The organism is Brevundimonas sp. 374 (assembly GCF_900102995.1).
GTDB lineage: Bacteria > Pseudomonadota > Alphaproteobacteria > Caulobacterales > Caulobacteraceae > Brevundimonas > Brevundimonas vesicularis_C.
The window spans coordinates 1-14705 of record NZ_FNKT01000001.1 but is presented as its reverse complement, the minus strand read 5'-3'; the positions used below and the strand labels follow the sequence as shown (position 1 = coordinate 14705).

General features: G+C 64.9%; 10 protein-coding genes and 1 riboswitch. Of the genes, 5 read left to right on the top strand and 5 right to left on the bottom strand.

What is annotated here, in order from left to right; translation table 11 throughout:
• Positions 1–120: 120 nt before the first annotated feature.
• Together BLR19_RS00050 and BLR19_RS00045 are read right to left on the bottom strand one after the other, a co-directional pair.
• On the bottom strand, positions 121–3426 hold the full coding sequence (locus BLR19_RS00050; protein WP_091745746.1) for a DEAD/DEAH box helicase: 3306 nt from the start codon (positions 3424–3426) through the stop codon (positions 121–123).
• A gap of 184 nt (positions 3427–3610) precedes the next feature.
• Positions 3611–3835 carry a hypothetical protein gene (locus BLR19_RS00045; RefSeq protein ID WP_255366330.1) on the bottom strand — a complete coding sequence of 75 codons (225 nt, stop codon included), beginning with the start codon at positions 3833–3835 and terminating at the stop codon, positions 3611–3613.
• Positions 3836–4340: 505 nt separating this feature from the next.
• Positions 4341–4549, top strand: a riboswitch (cobalamin riboswitch).
• A gap of 106 nt (positions 4550–4655) precedes the next feature.
• On the opposite strand from BLR19_RS00045, the gene BLR19_RS00040 reads away from it, so the two are divergent.
• From BLR19_RS00040 to BLR19_RS00025, 4 genes are read left to right on the top strand one after another with little or no spacing between them, the layout of a single operon-like run.
• The gene (locus BLR19_RS00040) at positions 4656–5642 is read left to right on the top strand and encodes a DUF1852 domain-containing protein (protein WP_091745740.1); all 987 of its coding nucleotides are present in this window, start codon (positions 4656–4658) and stop codon (positions 5640–5642) included.
• A gap of 29 nt (positions 5643–5671) precedes the next feature.
• On the top strand, positions 5672–6733 hold the full coding sequence (locus BLR19_RS00035) for a methionine synthase (RefSeq protein WP_091748966.1): 1062 nt from the start codon (positions 5672–5674) through the stop codon (positions 6731–6733).
• A complete protein-coding gene (locus tag BLR19_RS00030) occupies positions 6730–7503 on the top strand; it encodes an acyl-CoA thioesterase (protein WP_255366329.1) in 774 nt (257 codons plus the stop codon). Before BLR19_RS00035 ends, BLR19_RS00030 begins: the two co-directional genes overlap by 4 nt.
• Before the next feature lies 1 nt (position 7504).
• The gene (locus tag BLR19_RS00025; protein ID WP_091745737.1) at positions 7505–7843 is read left to right on the top strand and encodes a hypothetical protein; all 339 of its coding nucleotides are present in this window, start codon (positions 7505–7507) and stop codon (positions 7841–7843) included.
• A gap of 540 nt (positions 7844–8383) precedes the next feature.
• Here BLR19_RS00025 and BLR19_RS00020 read toward each other — a convergent pair.
• Positions 8384–9628, bottom strand: coding sequence for an MFS transporter (locus BLR19_RS00020; protein ID WP_091745734.1), 1245 nt, complete (start codon positions 9626–9628; stop codon positions 8384–8386).
• A 207-nt stretch (positions 9629–9835) separates the two neighbouring features.
• On the opposite strand from BLR19_RS00020, the gene BLR19_RS00015 reads away from it, so the two are divergent.
• Positions 9836–11692, top strand: coding sequence for a glycoside hydrolase family 9 protein (locus BLR19_RS00015; RefSeq protein ID WP_218119287.1), 1857 nt, complete (start codon positions 9836–9838; stop codon positions 11690–11692).
• Here the strand turns inward: BLR19_RS00015 and BLR19_RS00010 are convergent.
• Positions 11676–12953, bottom strand: coding sequence for a cation:proton antiporter (locus BLR19_RS00010; protein WP_091745726.1), 1278 nt, complete (start codon positions 12951–12953; stop codon positions 11676–11678). The genes BLR19_RS00015 and BLR19_RS00010 overlap by 17 nt on opposite strands.
• Positions 12954–12983: 30 nt before the next feature.
• Positions 12984–14705, bottom strand: a 1722-nt coding sequence (locus BLR19_RS00005; protein ID WP_143007317.1) for a glycoside hydrolase family 3 protein, incomplete at its 5' end; no start/stop codon positions are given.

Here is a 14705-nt window from a genome sequence, read left to right as displayed (position 1 = left end):
AAAGCGGAGACGCGAGGCTCCGCCGTGATCGGTCGGCGGTCGTCGATCAGCGCGCCAGCGGCGCAATTGCTCCCAACAAAACAGAACCCGGCCGCCGAAACCGCTGAAACTCGCCCCGCCTCAGGCCGCCGCCAACTCGGTCAGAAGCTTTTCAATGAAGGCTGTGTCGTGCGGTTGGTCGTTGGCGGCGTCGACGATCATGCGATCCTCGGACCAGCGTCGATCATCACGCAACGGAAAGGACGCTTCCATGCCGGGCCGACGCGCCGCCGCGATCCGCAACGCCGTCGCCTTCGGTCCCGACACGATTTCCGTGACGCCGGCATCACGGGCGAGCACCGCAAGGCGACGGCCGGTGAACAGGTCCTCTGCGGGGTCTGGCAAAGAGCCGAACCGATCTTCGGCTTCGTCTCGCAAGGCGTCGACATCTTCCGCCGTCGTGGCGCGCGCCAACCGGGCGTACAGATTGATGCGCACGGTTTCGTCGGGGATGTAGTCCGCCGGCAGATGCCCTGTCGCGCCGACGTTCAGACTGGGAGAAGCTTGGTCTGGATCGGGATCGCCTTTGGCAGCCGCGAGCGCCCGAGCCAGGACGGCTTGATACAGGGCCGAGCCGATCAGCCTGACATGTCCGGCCTGTTCCTCGCCCACCAGATCGCCGCCGCCGCGCAGGTCCAGATCGCGCCCGCTGATCGCGAAGCCCGCCCCCAGTCGGTCCAGAGCCTCCAATGTCTGAAGCCGGGCCTCCGTCGCCGCCGCCATGGGCGCTTCAGGATCGGAAAGCAGATAGGTGAAGCCCTGTCGCCGCCCCCGGCCGACACGCCCGCGCAGCTGATGCAACTGCGCCAAGCCAAACCGGTCCGGCCGCCAGATCAACATCGTATTGGCGCGCGGCACATCCAGGCCGGTCTCGATGATATTCGTGGCCAGAAGCACGTCCCCCTCGCCGTCGGAGAAGCGGCTCATGACCTCGTCGATCGCGGACGGGGACATGTCGCCGTGCGCCAAGACCACCGACAGCTCGGGCGTCAGGGTCTTCAAGCGTTCCGCCAAGGGTTCCATATCCTCGATCCGCGGCACGACCACGAAACTCTGGCCGCCTCGCGCCTTCTCGCGCATCAGCGACAGGCGAACCGCCCCGGCGTCGAACGGGGTCATGAAGGTTCGGATGGGCCGGCGTCGGGCGGGCGGACTGGCGATCAGGCTGACGTCCTGAATGCCGACCATGGCGCTCTGCAAGGTTCTTGGAATCGGCGTGGCCGACATCGACAACAGATGCGGCGCCTTCTCTGCCAAGGCAGATTTCATCTGCGCGCCGAAGCGGTGTTCCTCATCGATGATGACAAGCCCAAGACTGGAAAACGCTAACCCTTTCGACGCCAGCGCCTGCGTACCCACCACGACGCGCATGGAGCCGTCCGCCAGCCCTGCCTTGACCGCCCGCGCCTCCGCGCTGTCTGCGGCGCGCGACAGGTGGCCGATTTGAATGTCAGTATCCTTGAACCGTCTCTTGAAGACCTCGAAATGCTGGCGCGCCAGGACGGTGGTCGGGGCGACGACGATGACCTGTTTGCCGGCAAGGGCCACGGCCGCCGCGGCGCGCAGCGCGACCTCGGTCTTTCCGAAACCGACATCGCCGCAGACGAGCCGGTTCATGGGCTTGCCGGATCCCAGGTCCGACAGGACCGCCTCGATGGCGCGCGCCTGATCGGTCGTTTCGGGGAAGGCGAAGCCGGCGGCGAACCGAGCTAGCGGCTGACGCGGCGCGGTGATCGGCTCGGTCCTCAGCGCTGCACGCGCTTCGGCCCGGGCGGACAGGGCCGCTGCGGCCTCGTCGATCTGCGCGCTGACCTTGGCGCGTCGCTTTAGCCATCCCTGGGTATTCAGCCGATCTAGCGACACCGCGTCCGGCTCCGAGCCATAACGCCAGATTTTGCCGAACTCCTCGATCGGCGCGAGGATGGTGCCTCCGCCGTGATATTCGATGCGCAGAACGTCGCGCTCGACACCATCGGCAGCGACCCGCTCCAACGCCTTCAGGACGCCCAGACCGTGGTCTTCATGGATGACCACATCGTCCAACCGCAGTTCGGTCTCTCCGAACGCATCGTTCGTGTCGCCGGATCCTCGCGCGATCCGGCCGCCGAAAATGTCCGAGGGCGTCAGGACGACTAGACCGGCGGCCGACTGTCGGAAGCCTGTGTCCAGATCGGCGGTTACGACGGCGATCTGCCCGGGCTGCAGTGGTGCGATCGCGCTCCAGCTCTCGAGCGCCACGGGCGTATCGATATCGTGGCGACGCAGCAGGCGTAGGATGATCCTGTGCTCATGAGGCAATCCTGTCAGAACGATGCGGTCGCCCGCCTCGCGCCGCTCGGCAATGAATTGTTTAAGGGCCCGCCCCGGCGACTTCTCCAATGCGAAGGCCGGCGTCGGCGCCCAACCCTTGACGCTCAGGGGTTTGGCGCCTTTCAACGCCTGCCGAACGTCCTTTTCCGTCAAATAGAGGCTGTCGGGTTTCGCAGGACGCGCGCCCTCACTGAACCGCAGGCGCGTGTCATAGGCTTCGGCCACATGCGCGCGAATGCGTTCGAACCGATCCTGAACGCCCACGTCGGTCAGGATCATCGGCTTGTCCAGGAAATCAAACAGGGTTGTTGAGGTCTCAGCATCGACCGACGGCCCCGTGTCCTGATGATCGGCCTCATCATCCTCGGGCGACCGGTCGCTCCACTCAGCCGCCGGGGTCAGACAGATCGTCTCGATCTCGGCGCCCCGGCGCTGTGACACGGGATCGAAGGCGTGAATCTCGATGATCCGGTCCGCCTGGTCCAGGGCGATGCGATAAGGCGTTGCGGACGCCGGCGGGAAGACGTCGACCACCGCGCCGAGCAGAGCGTACTCGCCAGGTTCGTCGACCCGCTCATCCGCCGCATAGCCCGTATCGGTCAGAAACGATTCCAGGACTTCGCGATCCAGCGCCTCGCCCGCCGCGAGCGACAAGCGGGCCTTGATCCGCTCGCGCGACGGCGTCCGCTGCACGATCGCATCGGGCGAGGTGACCAAGAACACAGGCCTTGCGCTGGCTTCGTTCAGGGCGGCCAGGACCGCCATACGCCGCCCCATGCTTTCTCGCGAAGGCGCGGCGCGGTCGTAAGGCAGGCAGTCCCAGGGCGGCAAGACCAGCACCTCGGCGTCCTTCACCATCGGCGAGAGGGCCGCCGCAATCTCATCGGCGCGGCGTTCGCTGGTGGCTATGAAAACCACCGCCTGCGATCGCCTTGCCTTCATCTCAGCAAGTCCAGCCGCCACAGCCGCGGCCGGCATTTTCCAACGCTTGCCGTCGTCCTGCTCGGGCGCTGGCCCTCCCACGAGGACCTGTTGGCCCGTGGCGGAAAGATCGGTGTCGGCAAGTGACGATTTCATCTTGGCTCAACCCCAAGGCCGGCCGGGGGTTGCGCCCGCTTTCGTACCCCCAGTCGTTTCAGCCGCCAGCGCGACGGAACCGCCCTAAAAGGAAGTTGCAGGATCTTTCCGTGCGGCGGCTATTTCGGCCGTCGGCGTATCGCACGCATAGCCTAAGCCACAACGAAACGATGGAATGCTGTCATCATTCGCGCGTCTCGGACAAACTGGCGAACCAATCCGCGTAGGGGGTGTTGCGCACCATGCGCCGATTGAGATCCGGTGAGCCGTCGCTCCACCAAACCGGCCCCCGCTCGCCCAGCCCCACCTTGGCCTTGTCCACGCTCCGCCGCGATGCGGCCAGAGCATCTGGATCCTCAGCCGCCAGGGCCGTCCGCACCGCCCGGCGCGCCGACATCAGATGATGCACCAGTTCGTCCCTCGCCGCAGCCGACAACGCTGGATTGGCGCATCGCCAAAGCCGGCCTCGTACCACGAAATAGCGGCCGTCTGGAGTCGTAGGGTATCGAAAGGGCTGCTTCATCGTCGGGACAACGCGCAGCGCGCCCGATGGGCGCCGCCCAGAGGGTTCAAGCCCCTGAGTGATTGGGCTAGCGCAATCTGCGGACTTGACAGAACCTCTTCGAATTAAGGTGCCTCATTTCCACCAAACCTCGAGGATTCGTTATCGTTATCAGCGCATAAGCTAGCACCTCGAGCGCTTCGCCCGTGCCTTCGCGCAGCCTCAGTATTGTCGGACGACGAACTTCCCGGCGGCGTCTGTGGCAGACCGGGATCCAAAGAGATGCTGTTCAATCTTTGATGGGCTCGTGGAGCCATGACCCCGGAAAGCTGAACAGCAGGAGCGATGATAGAAGCCGCCAGAAGCCATAAGGATATCCTTATGCGTTTCTTGACTTCGGCGTCGGGTGCGCGTCTCATGAATAGGTCGAGGTTCTGCGCGTCGCCTTCGGGCGATGCGGAGCTAAGAGGGAAGCCGGTGCGATGCCGGCGCTGCCCCCGCAACTGTGAGCGGCGAGCCGAAGGTCCATTTCGTGTCACTGACGTCTTCGGACGTTGGGAAGGCCGGACCCGAAGCCGTGACCCGTGAGCCAGGAGACCTGCCCCGACAGATAACGTCCTCCGGCGGGGTGTCCGGTCAGGTCGCATGAACGCCGCGACGGGACGACTGCGCGCGAGCGGTCGCGCGTCCCTGTCCGCTGTCTCGCCACAGCATCAACGGCAGAGACATGGCGAGCACCGACTTCACATTCAGGATCACGCGGACCGCGCTCGACGAAGACTATCGTCCCGCCGAGACGACGCGGATCACCACCAATTTCGCCAACCTGGCGCGAGGAGACAGCCGCCGGGACAATCTGCGCAATACCCTGCGGATGATCGACAACCGCTTCAACTCGCTGGCGCACCACAAGAATCCGAGGGGCGATCGCTATGCGCTGGAGCTTCAGATCGTCTCGGTCGAGATGAGCCTTTGCTCGGAGCGCGACGACGCCTTTCCGCTGATCGAAATCCTGCAGACGACGATCATAGACAAGGAGACGAACCGGCGGATCGATGGCATCGTGGGCAACAACTTCTCTTCCTATGTCCGTGACTACGACTTCAGCGTAGTCCTGCCCGAACACCTGAAGGCGCATCCGAACGGCGGCGTGCCGGACGACTTCGGCGATCTGCACGGAAAGCTGTTCCGGCACTTTCTGACGTCGCGCGCCTATCGCGACAACTTCGCCAAGCCGCCGGTCATCTGCCTCAGCGTCTCCAGCAACAAGACCTATCACCGCACGGGCTTCGACCATCCTGTGTTGGGCCTGGAATACGACAACGACGCCTTTTCGCCGACCGATCGGTATTTCGCGAAGATGGGGATGAAGGTCCGCTACTTCATGCCACCGGGCAGCGTCGCGCCGTTCGCCCTGTACCATGTCGGCGACCTGACCGGCGACTACACCGGCCTCGAACTGGCCAGCACCATCGCCACGATGGAGACCTTCCAGAAGATCTATCGGCCCGAGATTTACAACGCCAACTCCCCGGCGACCGAGCTGTATCAGCCCAGCCTGAAGGCGCAGGACTATTCGCTGACCCGCATCGTCTACGACCGCGACGAGCGTAGTCGGCTGGCCGTCGAGCAGGGCCGTTTCGTCGAGGAGCGGTTCATCAAGCCGCACCGCGCCCGCCTCGACCAATGGTCGGCCGCCTTCGCCGCCGCCTGATCAGTTTCCAGATTTCAGAGTCTCCCCTCATGAAAACCCTTCTCCCGACCTCGACCGCCGGCAGCCTGCCCAAACCCGTCTGGCTGGCCGAGCCCGAGACGCTCTGGTCGCCTTGGAAGCTGCAGGGCGATGACCTGATCGAGGCCAAACAGGACGCCCTGCGCCTGTCGCTCGACGATCAACGCCGGGCCGGCATCGACATCGTCAGCGACGGCGAACAGACCCGCCAGCATTTCGTCACGACTTTCATCGAACACCTCGACGGCGTCGATTTCGAGAACCGCAAGACCATGCGAATCCGCAATCGCTATGACGCCAGCGTCCCGGTGGTCGTGGGCGCCGTCAGCCGTCCGAAATCGGTCTTCGTCGATGACGCCAAGTTCCTGCGAGCCCAGACCGACCAGCCGATCAAATGGGCCCTGCCCGGGCCGATGACGATGATCGACACCCTGTATGACGACCATTACGGCAGCCGCGAAAAACTGGCCTGGGAGTTTGCCAAAATTCTCAATGAGGAGGCTTGCGAACTGGAGGCCGCCGGCGTCGACATCGTCCAGTTCGACGAGCCCGCCTTCAACGTCTTCTTCGACGAGGTGAACGACTGGGGCGTGGCGACCCTGGAGAAGGCGGCCGAGGGGCTGAAGTGCGAGACGGCGGTCCACATCTGCTACGGCTACGGCATCAAGGCCAACACCGACTGGAAGAAGACCCTCGGCTCGGAATGGCGGCAGTACGAGGAGGCCTTCCCCAAGCTTCGGACCTCCAGCATCGACATCATCTCGCTCGAAGCCCAGAACGCGCGCGTCCCGATGGATCTGATCGAACTGATCCGGGGCAAGAAGGTGATGGTCGGCGCCATCGACGTCGCGACCGACACGATCGAAACGCCCGAAGAGGTGGCGGACACCCTGCGCAGGGCGCTACAGTTCGTGGACGCCGACAAACTCTATCCGGCCACCAACTGCGGTATGGCGCCCCTGTCGCGCCGCGTCGCCAACGGCAAGCTGCGCGCCTTGAGCGCCGGCGCCGAGATCGTGCGCGAGGAACTGTCCCGCGACCTCTACTACGGCGCGGAAAGGTGCGAGCCGTGAGGGTGCGCCTGATCGACATGGTGTTCCCCGGCGACGCCAACCACCATGGCACCCTGTTCGGCGGGGTTGGTCTGGCCCACTTGGACAAGGTCGCCTTTCTGGCCGCCAGCCGTCACGCGCGACGGTCCGTGGTCACGGCCGGATGCGAGCGGATCGACTTCGCCGCCCCTGCCCGGATCGGCGAGATGGTCGAGGCGGTCGGCCGCGTTGTTCGGATCGGGCGCTCGTCCTTGGGCGTCGAAGTCGAACTGCACGCCGAAAGCCTGCTGAGCGGCGAGCGCCGCCTGTGCACGCGCGGAGCCTTCAACATGGTCGCACTGAGGCCGGCGGACGATCATCAACCGTTGGCGCCGCTCGATCAGGCAGACGAAACGGACGACGGCTGGCTGAGGACCGCAGAGATGGTCTTTCCCGGCACGACCAACCACTACGGCACCCTTTTTGGCGGCGACGCGCTCAAGCTCATGGGTAAAGCCGCCTTCGTCACAGCGACCCGCCATGCGCGCGAAGTCATGGTCATGGCAGCGACCAACCGTATCGACTTCAAGGCCCCGATCGACGGCGGCGACATGGTCGAACTGGTCTCGCGCGTGAAGATGGTTGGGCGAAGCGCCCTCTCGGTCGAGGTGCAACTCTGGGCAGAACGCCTCCTGACAGGAGAACGGCGACGCTCGACCACGGCCGAGTTCGTAATGGTGGCCGTCGATGACGCGGGCAAGCCGAAGACAATCAAAGCCAGGCGGAGTTTAGAGGAGGTTGAGATGCTGTAGAATGACGCAGCTGTATCCCTCTGCCGCAAGCGCTGACGGCCAACGCGTCGGACGTTTTCACGAAGCTTTAGAGGACAACGACGACGAAGATATCCGCGCGGAGATCCGCCAGCGGGTCAGCCGCATGGATACCTACCTGTTGGACGGCCTGGGCAAGTTCGACCTGCAGGTGCATGGCAGGTTGGGCGTGTTGCTAGGTCTGAGTGAAGCCCGGACAGCAAAAAGCCCCGCCATTTCGGGCGGGGCTTCTGGGTGCCTCACAAGGTGTGAGGTTGATCTGGGTGCGGGAGCATGCACTGGCCTTGGTAGTATATTTGGCATGATTGCTGTCCCCGCCTAACCGAAGGCCTCGAAATCCGTCATTTCGCTCCGTCGCGAATGCGCTAGAAGCGGACGTTGGCACCCACGCGCAAAGCGGACATCCTATCCGTTCGGGGGCCGATGTTGTTTCCCGTGCCCTAGTGGTATCGGCGAGCTGTCCAAATGGGTTCCACCCACTCTGTGATCAAGCTTCTGAAGGAGCGGTTCTCACGATCAGGCGGAACGCTAAGCTTCGATGTCTTGATCCGTGATCTCTCCATACTTCTTCAGGACGAGTCCCTCTTGAGGATAGTCAGATCCTTCTGGATTCAATCTCCCCCTGAGAGTCAAACACGGCTGCGGCGATCAGACGTGGATGTCGATGATCGACCGGATCTCTATCCGTCTGCGATCCTTTAGACATCTGATGACCTGCCCCACCCTTCGTAGCTGCCGCGCCGAAGCTCAGGCAGCATCGGTGGCGGCCACCACCTGAGATTTTATGTGTAGGGGCAAAGTGTGTCCTGCCTTGGTCAGCCTGACAGCACGCTTCAGCCCGTGCAGGTTAATCCGACAACGCTCATGTCCGGGCTGACCGAAATAGACTCATGACGACCGCAGCAGCAGCGAAACACGCTGCCGCAGCGACGTAGAGGCCTCGAATATCGAAGCCCACCTGTTCCAAAATGAGGGCGGCGATTGGGGCCATCGCCTGAGGTAAGGCGACCGCCAGATTGTTGAGGCCCATATCCCGACCACGATTGTCTTGTGTGGGAAGGGCATCCGCCATCAAGCCCATTTCCACGGATCCATAGGCCCCCTGCCCCACTCCATAGAGCGCGAAGGCGAGGATCACGACTGTCCATGATGGCGTGATCGCCAAGGCGAGAGCCCCGATGCTAAGGGCCACCGCTCCTATGAAAGCAATAGGTTGACGGCGCGTGATTCGCGCCCCGAACAGCGCCATTGTGATAGTAATGATTACGACGCTCGCGAACGCTACGCCCGTCAGCACGGCATGTGACCGTTCTGGACTACGCCCTGGCCATCCAACGGCATCGGTGACGAAATACAGCAGGTAAGTGCTGACGAGAGCATAACCGGTCGCAATCAGGAGACGAGCAGTCCAGACCGTCGCGAAATTGCGGGATTCGAACGGGGCAAGCAGATGTCCGGTCCTGCCAGAGTAGGCTGACGGCGCCCTGCCTTGTCGTTCCGAAGACGGCTCATCGAAAACTATGAGGAAGAAAGCGGCCGCACCGATAAGAATACCCGCCAGAAGCGCTAATCTGCCGGGTTCGTGCTGCGGACCAAGCGCCATCAGACTGGAGCCCAAAGCCACAGCGAGCGGATACGACAGTCCCAGCATCGCCGAGACCGTACTTCTCAGCAAAATCGGCACGCGATCCGCAAACACGGCTGAGAGCGGAGCCATGAGCACGTTGAACGCAAGTTGAAATCCGACCAAGGCCCATACGAATTCGCCCGGCGTCGACGACCGCCATATGCCAACGTAGCTTAAAACCGTCAGCACTGCTCCGAGCGCAATCCAGGGTCGGCGACGCCCAAACCGCGAACGTGTCCGGTCGCTGATCGCGCCCATGGCGATATTCGCCACGGCGGCCGTGATCGCGCCCCAGACCATGGCACGGCTAAGGATTTCCGTTTTACCCCGGGCGTCAAGAGCGGCGGCGTGGAGCGGAGCGACGATTTGGAACAGAGGCGCTAGACCGATGAAGGCGGCAAGGAACAGCACCAGATACGCCGCCAACACCAGAGACGTGCGGCGGGCTTGAGAACGGTTGGAAACTTCACCCTCCTCCATCGAGCGGCCCCCGCCTCTATGGCACGTGGCCCGACGCGCTTGCTAGCGCGATCGTGGCGTCATCCGGTGTGAGTAGCTGCAACAGAATGCGATCAGCAAATCACTTGTGACAACGCTGTCAGCTGCTAGGGTTTTCGCGAGGATCGTGCGGCACGTCGGCGTATCGGCGTCGCTCATGAAAGAACACAGGCCTTGAGGGAGGTTGGGATGAGAAAGAGATCGAGCGCGAGCGTCGCGGCTGTGGCCTTGGCGGCCGCCTTCGGTGCGGCACAGGCGGAGACGGAGACCAGCGCCGTCCGGATGAGCCAGGTCGGGTTCGAAACCCAGGGGCCGAAGACGGCAACGGTCGAGGATCGCGCCACCCGCCCCCTGCCTTGGCGCGTGGTGGACCGGGCGGGCGCTAACGTGGCCCAAGGCACGTCCAAGGTCTTTGGCCAAGACGCCGCCTCGGGCCAAGCCGTGCATACGGTCGATTTTCAGTCGCTGCAGACCAACGGCGAAGGCTATCGCCTGATCGTGGGATCGCACGAAAGCCGCCCCTTCTCGATCCAGCCACATCCTCACGCCCGGCTGAAGTACGACGCCCTGGCCTATTTCTATCAGAACCGGGCCGGCGTGCCGATCCTGGCGGTTCACGTCGCGCGGCCGGATCTGGCGCGTGCAGCCGGGCACCCGCACGAGGTCGCGGCCTGCTTCTCGGGCGCGGACACGGCCGGCGTCGTCTGGCCCGGGTGCGACTATACTCTGGATGTCACCGGCGGCTGGTATGACGCCGGCGACCACGGCAAATACGTCGTCAACGGCGGCATCTCGGTCTGGATGCTGCTGAATGCCTATGAGCGCGCCATGGCCAAGGGCGGGCCCGGCGCGAGCGCCTTTGCGGACGGCAAGGTCGATAGTCCCGAGGCCGGAAACGGCGTCAACGACCTGCTGGACGAGGCGCGTTACGAGATCGAGTTCCTGTTGAAGATGCAGATCGCCGACGGCGTGAAGCTGAAGGTCCCGGTCGGCGCTCAGGCGGCGGGTCAGCCGCTGACCCTGACCGAGATCGACGCCGGCGGCATGGTCCACCACAAGGTGCATGATGCACAGTGGACGGGCCTGCCGATGGCCCCGGCGGACGATCCCCAGCCGCGCCTTCTCTATCCGCCCAGCACGGCCGCGACGCTCAATCTGGCCGCGGTCGGCGCCCAGTGCGCGCGGATCTGGCATGACATCGATCCGGCCTTCGCGCGCCACTGTCTGACGGCGTCCCAGCGCGCCTTCCGCGCCGCGCTGCGTAATCGCGACGTTCGGGCCGGAGAGAATTTCGCTGGTGGCGGCGCTTATGGCGACAGCGACTTTTCGGACGAATTCTATTGGGCCACGGCCGAGCTTTTGGCCACGACCCGCAATCCGGCCTATCTGACCGCGCTGAAGACCTCGCCCTACTATCTGGGCGGACCGCTGTCGGGCAAAAGCGCAACGGGCGATCCGGGCTTCTCGTGGACGGCGTCGCTGGGGTCGCTGACGCTGGCGACTGTACCGGACGTTCTGCCGTCCGAGGATCTGGTCACCGTGCGCGCAAACATCGTGACGGCCGCCCGCGCTTATGTCGACGCCGGCTATGGTCAGGGCTACGGCCTGCCGGTGTCGGGCGTGAAATACGAATGGGGTTCGAACGGCGCCCTGATGAGCCGGGCGGTGATCCTGGGTTCCGCCTTCGACTACACCGGCGACTGGAATTTCCGCAACGCGGTGATCTGGTCCTTGGACTATATTCTCGGCCGTAATCCCATGGATCGGTCCTATGTGACGGGCTACGGCGACCGGCCGGTCCAGAACCCGCACCATCGCTTCTGGGCGCACCAGGCAAACCCGGCATACCCCCTGCCACCAGCAGGCGCCCTGTCCGGCGGACCGAACAATCAGGCCATGATCGACGACGTCGCCAAGACCCTGGTCGGCAAGTGCGCGGCCCAGACCTGCTGGGTCGACGACATCAACGCCTATGCCCTGAACGAAGTGGCCATCAATTGGAACGCGCCCCTAGTCTGGGTCGCCGCCTTCATCGACAACCATTGAGGTCATCTACAGCCTTGAGTTCGCCCCGCCCTCTCGCCTTCCGGCCGTAAACCCATTCGAACAGGGGGGAGGCCATCAGGGTGGTGATGATGGCCATCAGCACCAGGATGGAGAACAGGGCCGGGCCGATGACGCCTTTTTGCAGGCCGATGTTGATGATGATCAGCTCCATCAGGCCGCGCGCGTTCATAAGGGCGCCGATGCCCATGGCCGTGGCGTTGTCCTGACCCGTCAGGCGCGCGGCGGCCCAGCAGGCGCCGCCCTTGGCCAGGATCGAGCCCAGCAGGATGACGACGGTGACGGCCAGCAACCCCAGGCTGTTGACCATGGTGAGCTGGGTGTTCAGGCCCGAGAAGGTGAAGAACATCGGCAGCAGCACCAGGACGGCGAACGGCTCCAGCTGGCGCCGGATTTCCTCGCCCAGCAGGCCGCGCGGCATGGCGACGCCCAGGATGAACCCGCCGAAGACAGCATGGATGCCGACTGCGTCCATGGCCCAGGCGCTGAGCATGAACAGGATCAGCACGATCCCAAGCACGGTCGGGCTGAGCCGCCCTTCCCGCTCGACGATCCGGCCCAGCGGCGCCAGCAGCTTCGGTCCCAGCGTCAGCATGAACAGGGCGAAGGCGCCGCCCCCCGCGATGGCCGTCACCGCCAGCATCGGCCCGGCGCCGAAGCTGGCCAAAACGATGGCCAGGACGCACCAGGCGCCGGCGTCGTCGATGGCGCCCGCCGCCAGGGACAGCGAACCCAGCCGCGTGCCGCTGAGCCCCCGCTCATGGATGATGCGCGCCAGCATGGGAAAGGCCGTGATCGAGATGGCCGCGCCCATGAACAGCATGGCCTGCCAGGTCTGGATGCCCTGCCCGAACAGACCCTCAGCGACCAGCCAGGGCGCAAGGGCGACGGCGACCACGAAGGGCGCCGCCATGCCCGCCAGCGACACGGCAGCCGCACTTTTCGCATTGGCCCGGAAGTGGTCGCGACGGAAGCCCAGCCCGACCAGGAACATGTAGAGGCCAACGCCCAACTGGGCGCCGACGAACAGGATCGACCGCGACTCCTTGGGGAACAGGGCCGCCTGAAGATCGGGCGCCAACAGGCCAAACAGCGATGGCCCGAGGACCACTCCGGCGATCATCTCGCCCACCACCTGCGGCTGGCCGAGGTAGCGTTTGGCCAGCCAACCCACGATGCGGCAGGCGGCGATGATGATCGCCATCTGCAGGAAGAAGGCCACGCTCAGTTCAGCATTGGTCACGCGGCCGGTTCCCCCTTGGCGAGCGCCAGCCTACTGCGTCGGACAGACGGCGTCGCCCTCGTTCGACGCCAGGCGGATGTCCTCGACCGTGACCGCGAAGTCGGCATTGGCGCGCAGGCCCCAGGGTTGATCGACGGCGGCGATGTCAGCGCCGCGGTCGCGCAGGCACGACAGCCGCACCTTCAGCGTGCGCCATTCACCAACGGGCGCGGCGTTGATCAGGCTGGAGATGTCGACCGATCCGGCGCCCAGCGTCAGGAAGACCGGGCCGCGCGCGCGCGCATCGACGCGATAGCGGAAGGCGATGGCCATCTCGCCGTTCGACTGGCGCGTCAGATCGACCGCTTGAGCCGCGATGATGGCCTGCCCCCCGCCCTGCGAGAAGGTCAGGGCGCGCGCCGATTCCTGACCGGCGCCGTCGGTGGCGCGTGCCGACACGCCGCCGCGCGGACTGGCGCCGCTCTTTTCGGCGCCCAGGCGGAACTCGCCGCCGGCGTCGCGCAGCATCAGCGACCAAGGAGCCACGAAGCGGCCATCGACGAAATAGCGATCCAGATTGCTGCCGGACCCGACCACGCCGCTGTCTTCGGACAGGGCGCCGACACGCGCCGTGCGGGCATAGGTCAGGCCGTAGCCATAGGCGAACTGCGGGTCATAGCCCGGCTGGCCCACGTTCAGCGGCTCGCCCCTGGCGGTCTTGGGCCAGCTGAAGGACAGGGTTCCGGTAAAGTCGTTGCGTGGCTTGCCCGCCGCATCGCCGACCAGCACATCGGCGATCCCGCCGCCCTCCGTGCCCGGCAGCCAGGCGGCGACGAAGGCGTCGGATGCATTGATCTCAGGGTTGGTCCACATCGGGCGGCCCGACAGGAAGACCGACACGGTCGGAATGCCCGCCGCCTTCAGGCGCTTCAGCGTCTCCAACGGTTCGGTCGGCAGGAAGTCCAGCGTGTCCACATCGCCCTGGAACTCGGCATAGGGGGTTTCGCCGAAGACGACGATGGCCACGTCGGGCTTCTGGGTGAAGGCCCCGTCGGGGCTGAGCGTCGCCTGACCGCCGCCCGCGGCGACCGCCTCGCGGATGCCGCCCCAGATCGACTGGCCGTTGGGGAAGTCGGCGTTCGAGTTGCCCGTGCCCTGCCATGTCAGGGTCCAGCCGCCCGAGGCCTGGCCGATATCGTCGGCGTGACCGGCGACCAGCACCCGCGCGCCCGAGCGGATCGGCAGCACCGAGCCCTCGTTCTTCAGCAGCACCAGCGACTTGCGCACCGCCTCGCGCGCCAGGGCGCGGTGGGCCGGCGAGCCCAGTTCGTTCAGATGCCCCTCGACCGGGCGGCTGTCGTTGAACAGGCCGGTCTTGACCTTGACGCGCAGGATGCGACGCACCGCCTCGTCCAGGCGCGCCATCGGGATTTCGCCCGACTTCACCTGGGCCAGGGTCGAGGCGAACAGCGGCTTCCAGCTGTCCGGCGCCATGAACATGTCGATGCCGGCGTTGAAGGCCAGGGCGCAGCTTTCGTTCGAACAGCCCGGCAGCTGGCCCTGAGCGTTCCAGTCCGACACCACGAAGCCGTCGAAGCCCAGCGGGCCGCGCAGCACGTCGGTCAGAATGGTCTCGTTGCCCGAGTGTTTGACGCCGTTCCAGCTGGAGAAGCTGGCCATGATCGACAGCACCCCGGCGTCGATGGCCTGGGGATAGCCGGACAGATGGGTGCGGATCATCTCCTGTTCGGACCCGGCGAAGTCGCCCTGGTC

Coding starts and splice junctions, on each gene's coding strand:
- BLR19_RS00050 (WP_091745746.1), bottom strand. CDS start 3,426: ATGAAATCGTCACTTGCCGACACCGATCTTTCCGCCACGGGCCAACAG.
- BLR19_RS00040 (WP_091745740.1), top strand. CDS start 4,656: ATGGCGAGCACCGACTTCACATTCAGGATCACGCGGACCGCGCTCGAC.
- BLR19_RS00035 (WP_091748966.1), top strand. CDS start 5,672: ATGAAAACCCTTCTCCCGACCTCGACCGCCGGCAGCCTGCCCAAACCC.
- BLR19_RS00025 (WP_091745737.1), top strand. CDS start 7,505: ATGACGCAGCTGTATCCCTCTGCCGCAAGCGCTGACGGCCAACGCGTC.
- BLR19_RS00020 (WP_091745734.1), bottom strand. CDS start 9,628: ATGGAGGAGGGTGAAGTTTCCAACCGTTCTCAAGCCCGCCGCACGTCT.
- BLR19_RS00015 (WP_218119287.1), top strand. CDS start 9,836: ATGAGAAAGAGATCGAGCGCGAGCGTCGCGGCTGTGGCCTTGGCGGCC.